The sequence below is a fragment of the Neiella litorisoli genome, assembly GCF_014773395.1.
Classification (GTDB): Bacteria; Pseudomonadota; Gammaproteobacteria; order Enterobacterales; family Neiellaceae; genus Neiella; species Neiella litorisoli.
This window is the reverse complement of record NZ_JACXAF010000001.1, coordinates 408208-425853: the sequence shown is the minus strand read 5'-3', so window position 1 is coordinate 425853 and position 17646 is coordinate 408208. Positions and strand designations below refer to the sequence as shown.

15 protein-coding genes and 1 pseudogene are annotated in these 17646 nt (G+C 48.7%); 6 read left to right on the top strand and 10 right to left on the bottom strand.

The annotated features are described in order from the left end of the window. Nucleotides 1–75: 75 nt before the first annotated feature. From proC to IC617_RS01825, 5 genes and pseudogenes are all read right to left on the bottom strand, one after another. On the bottom strand, nucleotides 76–906 hold the full coding sequence (gene proC, locus IC617_RS01845) for a pyrroline-5-carboxylate reductase (RefSeq protein WP_191143267.1): 831 nt from the start codon (nucleotides 904–906) through the stop codon (nucleotides 76–78). A 22-nt stretch (nucleotides 907–928) separates the two neighbouring features. Further along, nucleotides 929–2176, bottom strand: a complete 1248-nt coding sequence (locus IC617_RS01840; protein WP_191143266.1) for a glutamate-5-semialdehyde dehydrogenase — start codon at nucleotides 2174–2176, stop codon at nucleotides 929–931. Further along, on the bottom strand, nucleotides 2173–3279 hold the full coding sequence (gene proB / locus IC617_RS01835; RefSeq protein ID WP_191143265.1) for a glutamate 5-kinase: 1107 nt from the start codon (nucleotides 3277–3279) through the stop codon (nucleotides 2173–2175). The genes IC617_RS01840 and proB overlap by 4 nt, the downstream gene beginning before the upstream one ends. A gap of 30 nt (nucleotides 3280–3309) precedes the next feature. Continuing rightward, a complete protein-coding gene (putP, locus tag IC617_RS01830; RefSeq protein ID WP_191143264.1) occupies nucleotides 3310–4806 on the bottom strand; it encodes a sodium/proline symporter PutP in 1497 nt (498 codons plus the stop codon). 984 nt (nucleotides 4807–5790) lie between these two features. Continuing rightward, nucleotides 5791–6420 (bottom strand): annotated as a pseudogene (locus tag IC617_RS01825) (ISAs1 family transposase); the annotation flags it as partial. Nucleotides 6421–6805: 385 nt separating this feature from the next. Here IC617_RS01825 and IC617_RS01815 point away from each other — a divergent pair. The 3 genes from IC617_RS01815 to IC617_RS01805 all read left to right on the top strand — a co-directional run bounded on the left by IC617_RS01815 (nucleotide 6806) and on the right by IC617_RS01805 (nucleotide 8076). Next, entirely contained in the window at nucleotides 6806–7321 is a 516-nt protein-coding gene (locus IC617_RS01815; RefSeq protein ID WP_191143262.1) for a hypothetical protein, read from the top strand. Further along, nucleotides 7308–7700, top strand: a complete 393-nt coding sequence (locus tag IC617_RS01810) for a hypothetical protein (protein ID WP_191143261.1) — start codon at nucleotides 7308–7310, stop codon at nucleotides 7698–7700. The genes IC617_RS01815 and IC617_RS01810 overlap by 14 nt, the downstream gene beginning before the upstream one ends. Nucleotides 7701–7782: 82 nt before the next feature. After that, nucleotides 7783–8076, top strand: coding sequence for a hypothetical protein (locus IC617_RS01805; protein ID WP_191143260.1), 294 nt, complete (start codon nucleotides 7783–7785; stop codon nucleotides 8074–8076). Between the two features lie 486 nt (nucleotides 8077–8562). On the opposite strand, the gene gyrB is transcribed toward IC617_RS01805, so the two are convergent. From gyrB to dnaA, 5 genes are all read right to left on the bottom strand, one after another. After that, complete coding sequence (gene gyrB, locus IC617_RS01800) at nucleotides 8563–10980, bottom strand: DNA topoisomerase (ATP-hydrolyzing) subunit B (RefSeq protein WP_191143259.1); 2418 nt, start codon at nucleotides 10978–10980, stop codon at nucleotides 8563–8565. A 13-nt stretch (nucleotides 10981–10993) separates the two neighbouring features. Continuing rightward, on the bottom strand, nucleotides 10994–12094 hold the full coding sequence (gene recF / locus IC617_RS01795; RefSeq protein ID WP_191143258.1) for a DNA replication/repair protein RecF: 1101 nt from the start codon (nucleotides 12092–12094) through the stop codon (nucleotides 10994–10996). Nucleotides 12095–12183: 89 nt separating this feature from the next. Continuing rightward, nucleotides 12184–13788: an ATP-binding response regulator gene (locus IC617_RS01790; RefSeq protein WP_191143257.1), complete on the bottom strand. Its 1605-nt coding sequence runs from the start codon at nucleotides 13786–13788 to the stop codon at nucleotides 12184–12186. Between the two features lie 168 nt (nucleotides 13789–13956). Further along, nucleotides 13957–15060 (bottom strand): DNA polymerase III subunit beta, encoded by a 1104-nt coding sequence (gene dnaN / locus IC617_RS01785; protein ID WP_191143256.1) that lies wholly within the window; start codon nucleotides 15058–15060, stop codon nucleotides 13957–13959. 40 nt (nucleotides 15061–15100) lie between these two features. Beyond that, nucleotides 15101–16474 carry a chromosomal replication initiator protein DnaA gene (gene dnaA / locus IC617_RS01780; protein ID WP_191143325.1) on the bottom strand — a complete coding sequence of 458 codons (1374 nt, stop codon included), beginning with the start codon at nucleotides 16472–16474 and terminating at the stop codon, nucleotides 15101–15103. 438 nt (nucleotides 16475–16912) lie between these two features. Between dnaA and rpmH the strand changes: the two genes are divergently transcribed. Genes rpmH through yidD form a run of 3 tightly spaced genes read left to right on the top strand, consistent with a single transcriptional unit; the run spans nucleotide 16913 to nucleotide 17646 of the window. Then, complete coding sequence (gene rpmH, locus IC617_RS01775; RefSeq protein WP_087504358.1) at nucleotides 16913–17047, top strand: 50S ribosomal protein L34; 135 nt, start codon at nucleotides 16913–16915, stop codon at nucleotides 17045–17047. A gap of 18 nt (nucleotides 17048–17065) precedes the next feature. Further along, nucleotides 17066–17431: a ribonuclease P protein component gene (gene rnpA / locus IC617_RS01770; RefSeq protein ID WP_087504357.1), complete on the top strand. Its 366-nt coding sequence runs from the start codon at nucleotides 17066–17068 to the stop codon at nucleotides 17429–17431. Continuing rightward, nucleotides 17392–17646, top strand: a complete 255-nt coding sequence (yidD, locus tag IC617_RS01765; RefSeq protein ID WP_191143255.1) for a membrane protein insertion efficiency factor YidD — start codon at nucleotides 17392–17394, stop codon at nucleotides 17644–17646. Before rnpA ends, yidD begins: the two co-directional genes overlap by 40 nt.

Genomic DNA, 17646 nt, shown 5'->3' with positions numbered 1-17646 from the left:
CCTAACGTCGATGGCCCGATTATATGCATTCAGGCCATGACGAGATAGCCACAAGATTGGAAACAGCGGTGCAGCTCACCCAGCGCCGGCGTCAGCCCCTTGTCCTAACTGGCGTGTTCGTGCTGCTGCTGCCGCCATTGCCATGGCCACCACTTGGTCCATGTCCATGGCATTAAAGGCGTCGAGCGCGGCAGCGGTCGAGCCGTTCGGCGACGTCACCTGCTCGCGCAACTGGGCTAAATCGACCTGCGGCTCACTCGCCATGGCAACCGCACCAATGGCACTTTGACGCACACATCGCGCCGCCTGTTGCTCACTTAACCCTTGTTGCACGGCCGCCTTCGTCATGGCTTCCATAAACCGGAAGAAGTAAGCCGGAGCACTACCTGCGGCAGCAACAACGGCCGCCATATCACACTCATCAGACAACCAGATCGCCTCACCAATCGCACCAAACAATTGCTCGGCTAACTGTCGGCTCGCAGCCGCCGTCGCGGCGCTGCAATAGAGTCCAGTCATCCCCTGCTGCATTGCTGTGGGCAGGTTTGGCATGGCACAAACAACATGCCGATCATCACCAAGCCACTGACCAAGTTGCTGATGTTGAACGCCGGCGGCAATCGAAATCACCGTGTGATCAGCCAGCCCGACAGCGGCCAGCTCCGCACAGACCTGAGCAACCAGTTGAGGTTTGACCGCGACGATGATGACCTGAGCAAACGCCACAGCATCACCATTGCGCGCGCTGGTGGTCACCTGATAACGATCGCTCAAACGCTGCCGAGTCGCCGTACTGGGCGCACAAACCAAAATATCGCTGGCCGGCCTATCGGCCGCCAACAGGCCCTCAATAATGGCGGTTGCCATATGGCCGCCACCGATAAACGCCACTTTTGTTGTCATCATAGAAACTCCAATCCAGTGGCGATTAGGCGCGGATCTGGCCGCGGCCCTGTACCAGAAATTTTTCCGTCGTTAACGATTCCAACCCCATCGGGCCATAGGCATGGAGCTTGGTGGTGGCAATGCCAATTTCCGCCCCTAAACCAAGTTCACTGCCATCGGAAAAGCGCGAACTGGCATTAACCATGATCACGGATGCATCAACTCGCTGCTGAAACTGCTGCGCGGCGAGATCAGATTGGGTACAGATCACTTCGGTATGCTGACTACCAAACTGGTCGATATAACTGATGGCAGCGTCAATGCCATCGACGATTTTCACCGCAATGGTCAACCCTAGATATTCCTCACCAAAAGCATCATCGGCTAGCAATGTGGCGCCATCAAAATAACCAACCGCCTCAGAACAGGCATTGACCGACACCTGATGCGCGCGCAGTTGTGCGGCAACCTGAGGCAACCACTGGTCGGCAACAGAGCGGTGTACTAGCAGGCATTCAAGGGCGTTACAAACGCCGGGCCGCTGAACCTTACCGTTGAGCAGCAAGTCGCTGGCCTGAGCCAAATCAGCCGACTGATCGACATAAAGATGACACACCCCTTTAAAGTGCTGGATCACCGGAATGGTGCTGTGCTCAGTGACAAATTGGATTAGCCCTTCACCACCGCGCGGGATCACCAAATCAATGTGTTGGCGTTGCTTCATCAGCTGCAACATGATCTGGCGGTCGGTATCGGGCACCACCAAGATGGCGTCTTTGGGCAAACCAAAGCGAGCCAATACCTGACGCAAAATGTTGGCAATCGCCAAGCTGGTCTGCAACGCCTCTTTACCACCGCGCAAAATGACCGCGTTACCGGATTTAAAACAGAGCGCAGCGGCATCGGCGGTAACATTGGGGCGAGCCTCAAAAATCATGCAGATCACGCCAAGCGGCACACGCACTTTATCAATCGAAATACCGTTTGGGCGCTGGCCGATATGGCGCTTTTCGCCAACCGGATCGGGCAATGCGGCGACTTGCCGCAAGCCATTACTCATTGCTTTAATGCGCTCGCTGTTCAAAGTCAGGCGGTCAACAAAAGCGGCGTCATATGATTGCTCTTTGGCATTGTCGACTTCGAATTGATTGGTCGTCAAAATCAAGCTTTGATGCTGCTCTAATTCATCGGCCATGACGTTAAGAATTTTATTCTTTTGCGAACTTGTCAGTTGCGCGATGGTTTTTGCTGCCTTGGCCGCTTGTGCCGCCAAGATAGTTGCAATACTCATGAAGTCTCCAAAATTGCAATATTCTGATTCGATAGGATTGGGGTTTTGTCGACGGTCAGCGACAACAGCGCATCACCGGAGGTTTCTCGGGTGATTAGGCTCAACACGCAGCTGCTGTGCTGGGTTGTCGCCTTGGCTAACTTGGTGCCATTTTTGGCCCGGATCAGGACCGTATCGCCGCTGGAAAAATCCCCAACCACATCAAGAATGTCGGTGTGTTTTAAGCTCTCGCCATCTTCCTGCAAACGCGACTCGCTGCCATTGGTAACCACAATCTCGCCCTGCGCTCGGGCGGTGTGCGTTAACCAGTGAGCCCCTTCTTGCAGTGGCTCAGCCCGCGGCAAAAATTCAGTGCCGGGGTTTTGGCCTTGTTGCAAGGCATACATGGCCTGCTCGGACCGGCCATTGACAATAAAGGTGCGAATACCATGTGCGGTGGCTTTTTCCGCCGCCTCCAGTTTGGTCCGCATGCCGCCGGTACCGACTGACGATCCTGGCCCACCGGCCATAGCTAACACCGAGCCATCAATAGCTGCCACCTGCTGGATCTTGGTTGCGTCCTCATGCAACCGCGGATTTTTGTCATACAGGCCGTCAATATCCGAGCAGATAATCAGGGCATCAGCATTAATGGCGCTGGCAATCATGGCCGACAAATTATCGTTGTCGCCAACCTTCAGTGCGTCAGGCGTCACCGCATCGTTTTCATTCACAACCGGCAAAATGTTGTTGGTGAGCAATTCAAATGCGGTTTCCTTGATGCTGCGATAGCGCGAACGATCTTGTAAATCGCCCTGAGTCAGCAACATTTGAGCAATAGGAAAATCAAACAGCCGCTGCCAAGCAGCCATCATTTCCATTTGCCCTTTGGCAGCCATTGCTTTGTTAAGCGCAGGCCCAGCTTGGTGGCTACCGTCAAATGCATCGGCGCCAGCGGCAACCGAGCCGGACGATACCAGCACCACCTGACAGCCCTGCATTCGGCAGTGAATAATGAATTTCGCAATCGACAGCAGGTAGCGTGAACTGCAGCCATTGCCTTCTGGGGCAATCAACGCGCTGCCCACTTTTATGACGATTCTTTGCCAACTAAATTGAGACAAAACTTCTCCTTTATCAAAACCTTGTGTTTGTTACCGGGAGACAGCAACAGTTTGCTGCACTTGTTTAAAGGTATGAATAACCTGAGTTTCTGGGGATCGAGTCAGCAAGCTGACCACAACAATGGCAACCGCAGCCGATAAGAAACCAGGAATAATTTCATAGATAAGCGAGCTGAGCGGCTGGCCATCGGCCAATAGCGGCAGATGACTCCAACACAACACAGTAACTGCGCCAGTGATAATGCCGGCAATCGCACCGGCATAGGTCATGCGACGCCAAAACAGCGCTAACAACACCACCGGACCAAATGCCGCACCAAAACCGGCCCACGCATTACTCACCAGCCCCAACACGCTATTGCTGCTATCGAGCGCCAACATGCTTGCCACTAACGCCACGGCCGCAACACAAACCCGCCCGAGATTTACCGCTTGTTGCTGAGTTAAGGCCCGATGCATTAGTGCGCCAAACAAGTCTTCGGTCAATGAGCTCGATGACACCAACAGCTGTGACGAGATGGTGCTCATGATCGCCGCCAGAATTGCCGCCATCAAAAAGCCGCTGATGTAAGGGTTAAATAGAATGTCTGAAAACAAGATAAAAATCGTTTCAGGGTCATTCAGCGCCAGCTGATATTTGCTGACATAGGCAACGCCTACCAACCCTGTTGCGACCGCGCCAACAACCGTCACAGTCATCCAGCCGAGACCGATATTTCGTGCCATGGGAATATCAGCAACCGAGCGGATCGCCATAAAGCGAACGATAATATGGGGCTGGCCAAAATAACCGAGTCCCCAAGCCAAACTCGATATTAAGCCAAGGGCAGTCATGTCACTGAGCATCCGAGTAAACGTGGGGATCTGAGTGGCCGACTGGCGCAGTAACTCCTCGCCACTATTGAAGTACTGATAAGCCACCAGCGGCACTAAGATCAGCGCGACAAACATAATGCAGCCCTGCACAAAGTCGGTGAGGCTAACGGCTAAAAATCCCCCCAGTAAGGTGTACGCAACCACCACTGCCGCCGTAAGCATGACCCCAAGCGAGTAATCGAGGGCGAATGTTGACTGGAACAGTTTGCCACCCGCAACCAAACCAGCCGAGGTATACAGGGTGAAAAATAGAATAATCACGATGGCGCTGGTGATCTGCAACACGCTGCGTTCCTTGCCGAAACGCTCGCCGAAGAATTGCGGCAAGGTCAGCGCATCATTGGCCGCCTTGGTGTAAACCCGCAATCGCGGTGCAACCAACGAATAGTTGGCCCACGCACCAAACAATAAGCCCAACGCGATCCAGATGGTTTCAAAACCCATCACAAACATGGCGCCGGGCAAGCCCATCAGCATCCAACCGCTCATATCCGATGCGCCAGCAGATAACGCCGTCACTTGCGGGCTAACCTTGCGGCCTCCGAGCATGTATTCGGATAAGTCGCTGGTGGAGCGACGATAAGCAAACAAGCCAATCAACAACATGGCAGCAAAATAGATGGCTAATGCAATAGCCTTTTCGAAAGACATAGGAAACCTTTTGCTTTGTGTTCGAATTAATTAAATTTGGCGTGATGCCAAGAAGCAGCAATGAAGGCAACGGAAAATATCAGCAACAGGCACGCATTATTGGTGATTTCGCTGAGTATAGAGGGTGTTTTAACGTGTGTTGTGGTTGTCGTGGTTCGCATAGCTAACCTAAATTTAATGTCCTTTACATATAATTAGAACTGAAAACATTATTTACCCTAACCAATATAAACCAACCTTACAACCCCACGTAAATTGCCGGCATTGCTCCAGTTGCGGAAGTTACAGCTGCGATCGTCAGTGTTTTCTGACCCTTTAAAGAAAAACAAAACCAATAAAAACAATACGTAAACTATTATTTTATTTTTAGACGCAATTCAGTTCATGAAGGAAAAATCAGAAAAAATCAGGGGTAAAAATCAAAAAAAGAACTTCCCAATTAATTTCAACACAAACTAAATAAGGGATTTAGATTTAGAAAAAGAAGGCTGGATTGAGCAAGAAAGCTCAGATAAGTACGAAGTCGTAGCAGTTTTGCTTACAGTGAATTGCTCAAAGAAACACTAAACAACAAGGGCAGCCTAAATAGGCTGCCCTTTTCTTTGTCGTTTCATCTTCGTGAGAAATGGTTTCACTTAAATGAGAAGCCGTTTCAAACTCAATGAGAAACCACACACTCTGTGGTTTCTCATTAAAGCTGAAACGAAAAGCAGCTTGGAGCCCGCATTCTCTCGCTCAGTGCCCCAAATTTCTCATTTGAATAGTCTCACATAAAGTGAAACCAGCGCCCTTTATTCCCACTAAAAGTGAAACAGAGACCATCGTCTATACGCTGCTGTTGGGCCAAACCAACCAGCGATATTGCATTTCACTGTTAAAAGCGTAACAGCAGTTGGTCATTACTTAGCAGAACAGCTCAAGGTCTTGCCGGTTACGAGGAAAGTTCCGGGCTTGCAGTTCATTTGGGTCATTAACTCATTGCTTCAGCTTACTTTTTATCGCGTCATGTAGTTTGTGCTGATTGCCTTTCACCGCAAGAAGGTAGTCTCCTCCCTTGTTGATAATGGTGGTGGCAATCTCCGTTTGGCACCCCATAGCATCAACGGAGACGAGGCAGCCTTTTAGATCTAGGGCGTTCAACAGCTCTGGGATTGCGGTGATCTCATTTGATTTTGCATCCGTCTTGAACTGACCAAGAACAACGCCATTTACTGCGGCAAAATCACTGACCATGTGGATGGCTGACTGACACTCATCTCGATTGTAGGAGCTGCGTAACACCTTGCCATCGATGGCAATAAGTTGGCCATCAGTACGCTCAGAAACAGCCTGCATCCAAGCAATAAAACATGTTTGAAATTGCTTTGGGTCGAGGCGTGCAATCAGCCTGGCAATGGTGTCATGGACAGGTAGCGCTGACTCAAACAGGCCCTTCTCTCGGAGCCATGAGAAGTGAGTTTCACCAAAATCTTCGAAGTCTTGTCAACCCTCAGCTCCTGCAATGGTGGCGTACACCGTAAGGAACAGAACATCGAACAGAGGGTAACTGACTTTAGCGCTTTGACGAGGATCGCCGATATCGCCAAAGTATTGTGAAAATGCATCGGTGATCATATGGAGGCTCCCGAAAAAGGGAGTATAAGATCACAGCGAGATCAGCGGGTCAAATCGGCATAAGTTGTTTAATAAACGTTCGCGATCTCACCCTGGACCGATCATTAAGATCGCCAATAAGATCAATAGATTAAATGTTTCTCAGGGCCGACTAAATAAGGAATTTAGATCTAGAAAAGGAAAGCTGGATTGAGTAATAAAGCTCAGATAAGTACGAAGTCGTAGTAATTTTGCTTACTTTGCTTACAGTGAACAGCTCAAAGAAACACTAAACAACAAGGGCAGCCTATTTAGGCTGCCCTTTGCCATATTTTTCTTTGCTGTTATCCTAAATTCGGCATAACAGGATGCTTGCTTAAATCAGAAAACAAGGATACTCGTTTTAATGAATAAATCCCTATTTATTTCATATACGCTTGCTTTGATGGCGCTCATTTTACCCTTCAGCTCTCATAGTGCATCGGCAAATTACTCCGTTTTGAGTTGTGAGACATGTAACTATGACTTTCAGTTTGAGACTATCGCTAAGTCAAAGGTAAACGGCAAAGTAGTGGTTGTAAATCCTCGCACTGCTGTAATGAAGGCTTATTTCCTATTAGATGAGCCTGGATATGGGGATTGGGGCGTTATTGCAACCCCAATAGGCCTGCCATCAGAAATGCAAGAAATAAAGAATTTGTATATCTCTCTGAAGAATGCGTTTGAAGGCCACAGAAGCGGATTGGTTGACGCTAAACTAAACGGAGTAACTGACGAGTTGAGAGTCTATAATTATTCTACACCACTACAAACTCTTTCATCTGCATCAACTAATGGATGCGGGGCGGAAGGAGGGCAATGGAACGAATTAATTCCGGATTTTCCATTCGTATCGGCATGTAACTCTCATGATCTATGCTAGCTCTCAATCAAAAGCAGCTTGTGACACAGCTTTTTACCATGATATGAAGAAAATAGCTGAAGAGTTGGCTGACGCTCTCGATACTGCAGGTCTTCCATTATTCGAGATTCTATTTTTATCCCAAGCCGAACTATATTATCAGGTAGTGAAAGCCGAAGGCGATGAGGCCTATTGTCGAGCAACTACCAATAACAATGCTGCTGAATGTGCGCCATATAATGTAAATACTGATCCTTACACCAATCCAGGTTCGGAATATATAGGAAATGAATTTAGTGATTTTGGAAGAGGCTTTGCAACGCGTTGTGAACTCTGGAGATTTCCTGATGGGAATGGTGGATACTACCTCTTATATCGAAATTGCCATATTGCTCATTGATTAATTGAAACATTATTAAATTAATGCATCCTGTTGGCGTGGTCAGTACATGGTCAGTTATATTTTTCGATAAGGAATAAGCGTGAAAATACTATTAATATCTCTCGTGTTAGTGTCGGTTATTTCGTTCTTGTTAGGGTTGACGCAAATAAAAAAGCTTAAGTTTCTGGTTGTTGCTCCTTTCATGTTTGTGTATTTACTAGGGAAGTACTTTACTGTGATATATGATCCAGACCCTGCTCATGGCGCTCCTATGATTGGCGTTTTATTTGTCACTTTAGCTACGCCTATTGCTTTTGCCTTCTGGATATTCTTTGCTCTTGGTTATAAGCATAAAGACCGAATGAACAACCGAATGGACAGTGAGAGCAAGTAACGTCGATTGTCTAAACTAGCCAATAAACTAGCCAATAAACTAGCCAATAAACTAGCCAATAAACTAGCCAATAAACTAGCCAATAAACTAGCCAATAAACTAGCCAATAAACTAGCCAAGTATAGCATTGGCCTCAGTGGAGGCCTAGCAAAACAAGGCTGCAATACCCTTTATATTCAATACGTTACATATATATGCCCTTCAAAAATAAAAAAAATATCAAAAATGACGTGAGCGGCGAAATAACGTCTTGTAGAACAACGAAGTGACAGAAAATACTTCTAGGCGGCACTCGGACCTGACAGCGATAACCCAACAAAAAGGCCACCAAGAAATAACTCTTGGTGGCCTTTTTATTTATTTCATTTTAGAGAGAAACTGATTGCTCACTCTCTTTAAAACGTTTTTTCGTTTCATCTTCGTGAGAATTGGTTTCACCTAAATGAGAAGCCGTTTCAAACTCAATGAGAAACCACACACTCACCATTACACGTCGAGGTTCTCGACGTTCAAAGCGTTGTCTTCGATGAATTCACGACGTGGTTCAACTTGGTCGCCCATCAAGGTGGTGAACAACTGGTCACAACCAATGGCATCTTCGATGGTCACACACAGCATACGGCGCGTTTCTGGGTCCATGGTGGTTTCCCAAAGCTGCTCTGGGTTCATCTCTCCCAAACCTTTGTAGCGCTGAATGTTGAGGCCACGCTTCGATTCAGCAATCAGCCACTCTAGGGCTTCAAGGAAGGTCGACACCGGTCGAGTGCGCTCTCCACGTTGAACATAACCACCTTCTTCAATCAATGAGGCAATTTGGTCGCCCAATGAAGTGATGTGCTGGTAGTCCTTCGATTTGATGAAATCGGCCGAAAACAGGTAATCGGTATCGATACCGTGCTGACGAACCGTGACTTTTGGCAAGAATTGATGAGTCTCTTCATCTTGGGCAATGCCAGCAGTGTAGGTGGTGCCGCCAGATGCTAGCGAATCCAACTCTTTTTGGAAGTCGCCAAGCCACTCTTGCATGCCGGCTTCGTTGTCGAGCATAGCTTGCAGCACTGGGCGCGTATAAATCAGGCGGTCCAATACTTCCGTTGGCCACAAGCGCTTGAGGCGCTTAATGATGTCTTGTACGTCATTGTATTGATTAACCAAACCTTCCAAATGCTCACCGGCAATCGCTGGAGCATCTGGATTCACAAATAACGACGCTTTATCCAAGGCCAGTGCAGTAAGGTATTCGTGCAACACATCGTCATCTTTAATGTACTGTTCTTGCTTGCCTTTTTTCACTTTGTACAGTGGTGGCTGAGCAATAAAGATATGACCACGTTCAACCAACTCAGGCATTTGACGATAGAAGAAGGTCAACAACAAAGTACGAATGTGCGAGCCGTCGACGTCGGCATCGGTCATGATGATGATGCTGTGATAACGCAGTTTGTCGGCGTTGTATTCGTCGCGGCCGATGCCTGTGCCGAGAGCGGTGATCAGGGTTGCCACTTCTTGTGACGACAGCATCTTGTCGAAACGTGCTTTCTCGACGTTCAGGATCTTACCTTTCAACGGCAAAATAGCCTGGTTCTTGCGGTTTCGGCCCTGCTTTGCAGAACCGCCCGCTGAGTCACCCTCCACTATGTACAGTTCAGAGAGTGCTGGGTCTTTTTCCTGACAGTCAGCCAATTTGCCGGGCAGGCCTGCTAAATCCAGCGCACCTTTACGGCGCGTCATTTCACGCGCTTTACGAGCCGCTTCACGAGCCCGAGCAGCATCAATGATTTTGCCGATAATGGTTTTGGCTTCGTTTGGTTTTTCTAGCAGGTAATCAGAAAGGTGCGTTCCCATGGCGGTTTCAACCGCAGGTTTCACTTCTGAAGACACCAGTTTGTCTTTCGTCTGTGACGAGAACTTAGGATCCGGTACTTTCACCGAAATCACCGCGGTCAAACCTTCGCGGGCATCATCACCGCTAGCGGTGGTTTTGGTCTTCTTGTTGAAGCCTTCTTTTTCCATGTAGGTGTTGAGGGTACGGGTCAACGCAGCGCGGAAGCCGGCTAAGTGAGTACCACCGTCACGCTGTGGAATGTTGTTGGTGAAACAGAAAATGTTTTCCTGGAAACCGTCATTCCACTGCATCGCGACTTCAACGGCAATGCCATCTTCTTCGCGGGTATGGGTGAAGTGAAAGACTTCCGGGTGGATTGGTGTTTTGTTTTGGTTGAGGTATTCAACAAACGCCTGAATACCACCTTCATAGCAGAAGTGATCTTCGCGGCCATCACGCTCATCTTTAAGCTTGATGGAAACGCCAGAGTTAAGGAACGACAACTCGCGTAAACGCTTGGCTAAAATATCGCAGTGGAAGTTGATATCGCTGAAGATTTGGTCCGATGGCCAGAAACGGATGCGAGTACCGGTTTTCTCGGTCTCACCAACAACACCCAATGGCGCATTTGGCACACCCAAGGTGTAGACCTGCTCGTGAACATTGCCTTCACGGCGAATACGCAGCTCAAGTTTTTCCGACAAGGCGTTTACAACCGAAACACCTACCCCGTGCAAACCACCGGATACCTTATAGGAGTTATCATCAAACTTACCGCCGGCGTGCAGTACCGTCATGATCACTTCGGCAGCAGACACGCCCTCTTCAGGGTGCATACCAACCGGAATACCACGACCATCGTCACTCACACTGACAGAGCCATCGGCATGGATGGTGACAATAATGTCATTACAGTGTCCCGCCAGTGCCTCATCGATTGAGTTATCAACTACCTCAAACACCATATGGTGCAAACCGGTGCCATCATCGGTGTCGCCGATATACATGCCTGGACGCTTACGAACTGCGTCGAGGCCTTTCAATACTTTAATACTGGAAGAGTCATACTCGTTAGACATAGGGTCACTCTTATCAAGTTACTAATTGCCCGCGTTCCACGTGGAACAGCTTAAAGGGCCGATTCGCCGCTTCCAATTGCGGCCGAACCTGTTCTACAAACAGTTCGTCCGTCGCGGTGATAAAGACCTGTGATTTTATCGCGATTAGGCACTCAATTAATAGTGCTCTGCGCGCTTCATCTAGCTCTGCAGCGAAGTCATCGATCAAATAAATGCAGGAAGTTCCCTGAGATTCGGATAACAGCGATCCCTGCGCCAATAAAAGAGCCGCTACCAACAACTTGAGTTGCCCGCGAGAGCAGGTTTCTTCAGCAGCGACACCATCCACTTTGAGCTTGAATCCACCGCGATGTGGACCCAGCTGGGTATGGCCTGTTTTTAAATCCCGACTGTAGCCATGTTGCAATTGGCTGAAATAGTCATCGTCCTGAGCGGTCGCAGACCAGCCAGACTGATAGCTCAACTCAACCGCTGAGCCGGGTAAAAATTGGTCGGTAAAGGTTACTAGGGCAGCCTGTAGCTGAGCAACAAAGTCCGTGCGCATTTGGGTGATCAGGCGCCCGTTTTCAACAAAGTCATGCTCCCATGGCGCCACCTGATTGTATGGCAACTGCTGCCGGACCATGGCGTTACGTTGTTTTAGTGATCGGGCATAGCGTCGCCACGCTGGATAAAACAACTCTTGGCGGTAAAACAAGCCCCAATCGAGGAACTGCCGCCTGACTTTACTACCGCTGGTGAGCAAAACTGGACTATCCGGTGTCAGGATTTGAATCGGTAGCAAGCCTACCAATTCGGCAAGGCGTTGGGTCGACTCACCATTAATGCGAATTTCTGGCTCACCGCTGCGAGTGCGCTTCATACCAACACGGTAATGGGTTTCGCGGCGCTGTAACTCGGCAAAAATAGTAAAGTCTTGTTGCTCATACTGAATCAATTGCTTGTGGCGATGAGTGCGAAATGAGCGGCCTGAACCAAGCATATGAATGGCTTCAAGCACGCTGCTTTTACCGGCGCCATTCTTGCCATAAATGAAATTAAACCCAGTGGAGGGGTTTATTGATAATTCAGAAATGTTGCGCACTGCCTGAATGGCAAGCCTGGATATGGTCATTCAGTCAATGAGCACCAGAAAACAAAAGCACAGTGTACCTTGAACTGTGCCCTAGCCCAACTGTTGCAACGTCAGCTACGAATGCCCGACTAAGGCTTGGACAAACGCACCGTAATGGTTGTTGTGTTTGACTGCTCATCGGTATTCATTTCAATTTCACCAAGCTGAGCTTCAACTAACAATTTCGCCGAATAGGTGCCGATGCCAGAGCCACCTGACTTTCCTTCGGTGGCGTATTTTTCAAAAAATACATCGCGAATTTCTTCCGGCACCACGCCATCATTGGTAATACTGATTTCAACCTGATTTGCTTCGGTTTCGCTAATATCAATGCGCACCGCACTTTTGGGCCGTGCCGCCTCAAAGGCATTTTTAATTAGGTTGTTGAATACCGAAAACATCAACAGCTCTTCGCCTTTACAGACCATCGACTCGGCGCCTTTGCTCTTGGGCCAGAACACATTACAAGTAATGCGCTTGGCCTCAAACACACGCTTAGAGCTGGTCACCACATCCTGCAACAAACCAATGGTATCAACCGACACCGGCGTCATGGTGTACTGATTGGTCTCAATCTTATAAACAATCTGAGTCAGATTAATCAGGTTCATCAACTGGCGAGCCATGGTATCAATGTCATCGGCCAGCTCATTGACCATGTTCGGCCGTTTGGCGTTAAGCGACAATTGTTCAGCGGCAGCTAGAATGCCTGCAAGCGGCCCTTTGATATCATGGCGAACCACCTGCTCTGCGGCTTCTTTGGCTTGGGCTGCTTCAATCATGTCATCGTAGCTGGCTTGGACATCGCGGATCCGCCACACCTGCCTCATAAAATTGCGCACTCGCATTTGCAGCAACTGAGGTTGAATCGGCTTAGTGATGAACTCAATGGCGCCAAGTTGAATGCCTTTTAATTCGGCTTCTTGCTCGGTCATGGCGGTCACCATGATGACCGGAATATGCTGCGTTGCGGGATCAGCCCGCAACGCTTCTAATACATCGTAACCACTGATTTCCGGCATCATGATGTCCAGTAGCACCAAATCGGGTGGCGTTTCACCGCGACATAACTCCAGCGCTTTTTTACCGTTATTGGCCAACCGAACCTTGTAGTCATCTTTCAGTAAATCAGACATAAGGCGCAAATTATCGGGCGTGTCATCAACGATCAGGATATTGCCATCTTTAAGTTTGGCCACATCTTGGGCGGGTTCACTGTCGCCTAGATCCGCCAGCTCGACACTTGGTTTGATCACTTCGGCAGGCGGCTCATCGAGTGGATCTTTCATCCGAATTTCCGATGGGATCCGCACTGGCCGTTTAAATGCGCGTTCTATTCGCTCACGCATCATATGAGGCGTAAACGGTTTGATGATCAGCTCACTCACGCCATAGGCAATTGCTTCGCGGACTTTGTCACGCTCAGCTTCTGCGGTGACCATAACAAAAGGAATACGCTGCCAGTTTGGGTTTTCTTTGACAGCTTTTAGGAAGTCGATGCCAGTCATTACCGGCATATTCCAATCGGACAAAATCACATCCACTTTGTGATTGCGCAGCACTCTGAGCCCCTCGGCGCCATTGCTGGCCTGATGTACTTCCTTGGCACCATACTGACGCAATTGTTGGGCGGTAATTTTCCGCATCGCCTCCATGTCTTCCACTACAAGCGCGATGGCATTGGCTTTCATCATCCGAGCATTCCTTGGTTAAGTGGCTTTTAGCACTGTCCAAAGTGTAGCCAGAAATCGCCTAACGGATGGTTAAGTCACTTGATTTAGCTCTATTTTTTATTCTGCTAATAGCAAAAAACCGCCCAGTGGGCGGTTCTTCATTGATGCAGTTAGCACTAGCCCGAAGGACTACAGCCGCATCGGCATCACCACATAAAGCGCACTGTCATCATCGGCATTCTCAATCAGGCCACTGCTGTTGGGGTCATTGAGGGTAAACCGCACGTTTTGGCCATCAATGGTGTTGAGCACATCGAGGATGTAGCTGACGTTAAAGCCGACTTCCATCGCTTCGCCCCGATAAGAGACGGCAATAGCTTCTTCGGCTTCTTCCTGCTCTGGGTTGTTGGCACTGATCTTCAGCTCATCGGTATCGATTTGCAGGCGAACGCCGCGGAACTTCTCATTCGATAGAATGGCCACCCGAGCAAATGCTTGCTTGAGGGTTTCCTTGTCGCCTTCAACCAGTTTATTACCACCGCGTGGCAATACTCGACGGTAATCAGGGAACCGGCCATCAACCAGTTTGGAGGTAAACAGGTAATCGCCAATGTCGGCACGAATATGGTTTTCCGACAATTGCACCGTTACTGGCTTGTCATCTTGATCCAGCAGCCGCATCAGCTCCAAAATACCTTTACGTGGCACGATGCACTGGAATGGCTCTTGTAGCTCAGGTACCGCAATCCGTGACAATGCCAAACGGTGACCATCAGTTGCAACCGCAGTTAACGTACCTTCGGTGATCTCAAACAGCATGCCGTTGAGATAGTAACGGACATCCTGATTGGCCATGGAGAACTGCGATAGCTCAATCAATCGACGCAGCTCTTGCTGAGTTGCAGTGAATTGCATCGATGAGGTTGATTCTTCAATCTGCGGGAATTCGGTATCAGGCAAGGTCGCCAAACTAAATCGGCTGCGGCCTGATTTAATCACCAAACGCTCACCCGACAGGTTCAGCTCGATTGCTGCGCCATCAGGCAAGGTACGGCAAATATCGACCAGCTTTTTCGCCGGTACGGTGATCGAGCCAGGGGTTAATTCAGGATCAGCCAGCTGCAACGTTGCGCACAACTCAACCTCTAAATCCGTACCGATCATGGTAAGTGAGCCATCACTTACGCGCATTAAGATATTGGCAAGAATAGGCAGCGTGTGCTTCCGCTCAACTGCCCCGGATACCGCCTGCAGCGGTTTTAGAATTTGCTCACGATTGACCGTGAATTTCATATGCAATCCCTTTATCGCACCGTTCTCATCACAGAGAGTATTAGGAAGACAGAGTCCGAATCAGATTCTGGTAATCTTCCTTAATATCATGACTTTCTTCGCGCAACTGTTCAATCTTACGGCACGCATGAAGTACCGTGGTGTGGTCGCGGCCACCGAATGCATCACCAATCTCAGGCAAACTGTGGTTGGTCAGCTCTTTCGCTAACGCCATCGCTAACTGACGCGGACGGGCGACAGAGCGGCTGCGGCGCTTACTGAGCAAATCAGCCAGCTTGATCTTGTAGTATTCGGCAACAGTTTTCTGAATGTTGTCTATGGTGATCAACTTTTCCTGCAAAGCCAAGAGATCTCGCAATGCTTCGCGCACAAAATCAATATTAATTGCTCGGCCAGTAAAGTTTGCGTTGGCAATGACCCGATTTAAGGCCCCTTCAAGCTCACGCACATTGGAGCGCAATCGCTTGGCAATAAAGAACGCCACTTCATCAGGCAGATGAACATTACTTTCTTGCGCCTTGCGCATCAGGATGGCGACACGGGTTTCCAACTCTGGCGGCTCAATGGCAACGGTCAGGCCCCAACCAAAACGCGACTTGAGACGATCTTCAACGCCGTCAATTTCTTTTGGGTATCGATCCGAGGTGAGGATAATTTGCTGATTACCTTCGAGCAGCGCATTGAAGGTATGAAAGAACTCTTCTTGCGAACGTTCTTTGTTGGCAAAGAATTGAATGTCATCGATCAGCAAGGCATCAACACTGCGGTAATAGCGCTTAAATTCTTCAATAGCATTGTTTTGCAGGGCTTTGACCATGTCCTGAACAAAGCGCTCAGAGTGCATGTAAACCACTTTGGCGTTGTCTTTACTTTGCAAAATGGCGTTGCCGACCGCATGCAACAAGTGGGTTTTACCTAAACCGGTACCGCCGTATAAAAACAACGGGTTGTAGGCGCCACCAGGATTCTCAGCCACCTGCGAAGCGGCAGCACGACCCAACTGGTTTGATTTACCTTCAACAAAGTTATCAAAGATATAGTTGTGGTTAATGTTGCTCTTGTGACGAATTTCCGGCTTGGGCTTATTGCCACGATCCCATGGATTAGAGGTCGCTTGGGCGACAGGCTTGGGCTCGGCTGGCGTATCCGGTGCAGTAGGGGCTGGCGGCGCAATATTACCAATATCAAGATGCAATGCAGGTGCATCTGGGCCACAAGCTTGCGCTAGCAGTTCATTGATTCGGCCACGATAATTATCACTCACCCAATCAAGCACAAAACGGTTAGGAGCAAAAAGCACGAGGCGCTCGCCATCAAAATCAGCCTGTAATGGCCGAATCCAAGTACTGAATTGTGAAGCGGGCAACTCGTGTTTTAAGGTTTCAACACAGGTTTGCCACAACGAAGCGGTCAATGCCATCTCCTTATCGTTAAACATCGCCACCACGGCCTGTTCCTATTACACAGGCACAAACGACTATTGAATGCAGTCGAATTCAAGGGGGAGGGATCATCTGTTAGCTGGGCAGACATTATGCGGGATCTACAACGCCCTTTCCAGATCGTTTTCGATCATTTATCAAAGGGTTATCAACAACCGCAATTCATTGAATAAAAAGCACAAAAAACAATTATCAACAACTTAACCAAACCTTTTGAACAACAATTAAACAAGGATCGCACAGGGATCATTTTTTCCTGCGATCAAAATTTGTTCGCTTGAAAGCGTTGACTCTGGTCTGTCTGTCGCATAAAATTCGCCCTCATTTTTTAGGGGACTGCCAGTTTCATTATCGATAACGGCGGTCTGTCCGGGCTTCAATAGCCAAACAAATTAGTTTTAGGTAGAACCATGAAAAGAACTTTTCAACCAAGCGTATTGAAGCGCAAGCGTAACCACGGTTTCCGTGCTCGTATGGCCACAAAAAACGGTCGCCAAGTTTTGGCTCGTCGCCGTTCTAAAGGTCGCGCTAAGCTAAGCAAATAAGCACACCTTTTTAATACAGTGTCGTCTTATTCATATGGGCGGGAGTTACGACTGTTAACTCCCGCCCATTTTAATTCTGTCTTTCAAGGCAAACCGATTCGAGTTGGTTCGTCTCATCTGACCCTACTCGCAACTCCAAACAATCTCCCCCACCCACGTCTCGGGTTTGCGGTTTCCAAAAAATCAGCAAAACTCGCGGTACAACGCAATCGCATCAAACGGGTGATCCGAGATAGCTTCCGCCTCAATCAACACCATCTACCGAATGTGGATATCGTCGTGATCGGCAAAGCAGGAGTTGGTACACTTGCCAAACCTGAATTACAGCAACTGGTGAAACAACTATGGCCTCGGTTAAAAAAGCGTTGTCGTACATCGCAATAGCGCCAATTAAGTTTTACCAGTGGTTTATCAGTCCACTCATCGGGCAACGCTGTCGGTTTCATCCGAGTTGCTCCCACTACGCCATTGGCGCCATCGAAACTCACGGAGTGATAAAAGGGAGTTGGCTGGCCACGCGCCGCATATTAAAATGCCATCCTTTTCATCCCGGTGGGCACGATCCGGTACCGGAAAAAACGCCAGCAAAGAACCAATAA

Coding starts and splice junctions, on each gene's coding strand:
- IC617_RS01840 (WP_191143266.1), bottom strand. CDS start 2,176: ATGAGTATTGCAACTATCTTGGCGGCACAAGCGGCCAAGGCAGCAAAA.
- yidD (WP_191143255.1), top strand. CDS start 17,392: ATGGCCTCGGTTAAAAAAGCGTTGTCGTACATCGCAATAGCGCCAATT.
- gyrB (WP_191143259.1), bottom strand. CDS start 10,980: ATGTCTAACGAGTATGACTCTTCCAGTATTAAAGTATTGAAAGGCCTC.
- recF (WP_191143258.1), bottom strand. CDS start 12,094: ATGACCATATCCAGGCTTGCCATTCAGGCAGTGCGCAACATTTCTGAA.
- putP (WP_191143264.1), bottom strand. CDS start 4,806: ATGTCTTTCGAAAAGGCTATTGCATTAGCCATCTATTTTGCTGCCATG.
- proC (WP_191143267.1), bottom strand. CDS start 906: ATGATGACAACAAAAGTGGCGTTTATCGGTGGCGGCCATATGGCAACC.
- rpmH (WP_087504358.1), top strand. CDS start 16,913: ATGAAAAGAACTTTTCAACCAAGCGTATTGAAGCGCAAGCGTAACCAC.
- IC617_RS01810 (WP_191143261.1), top strand. CDS start 7,308: ATGATCTATGCTAGCTCTCAATCAAAAGCAGCTTGTGACACAGCTTTT.
- IC617_RS01790 (WP_191143257.1), bottom strand. CDS start 13,788: ATGATGAAAGCCAATGCCATCGCGCTTGTAGTGGAAGACATGGAGGCG.
- IC617_RS01815 (WP_191143262.1), top strand. CDS start 6,806: ATGAATAAATCCCTATTTATTTCATATACGCTTGCTTTGATGGCGCTC.
- dnaN (WP_191143256.1), bottom strand. CDS start 15,060: ATGAAATTCACGGTCAATCGTGAGCAAATTCTAAAACCGCTGCAGGCG.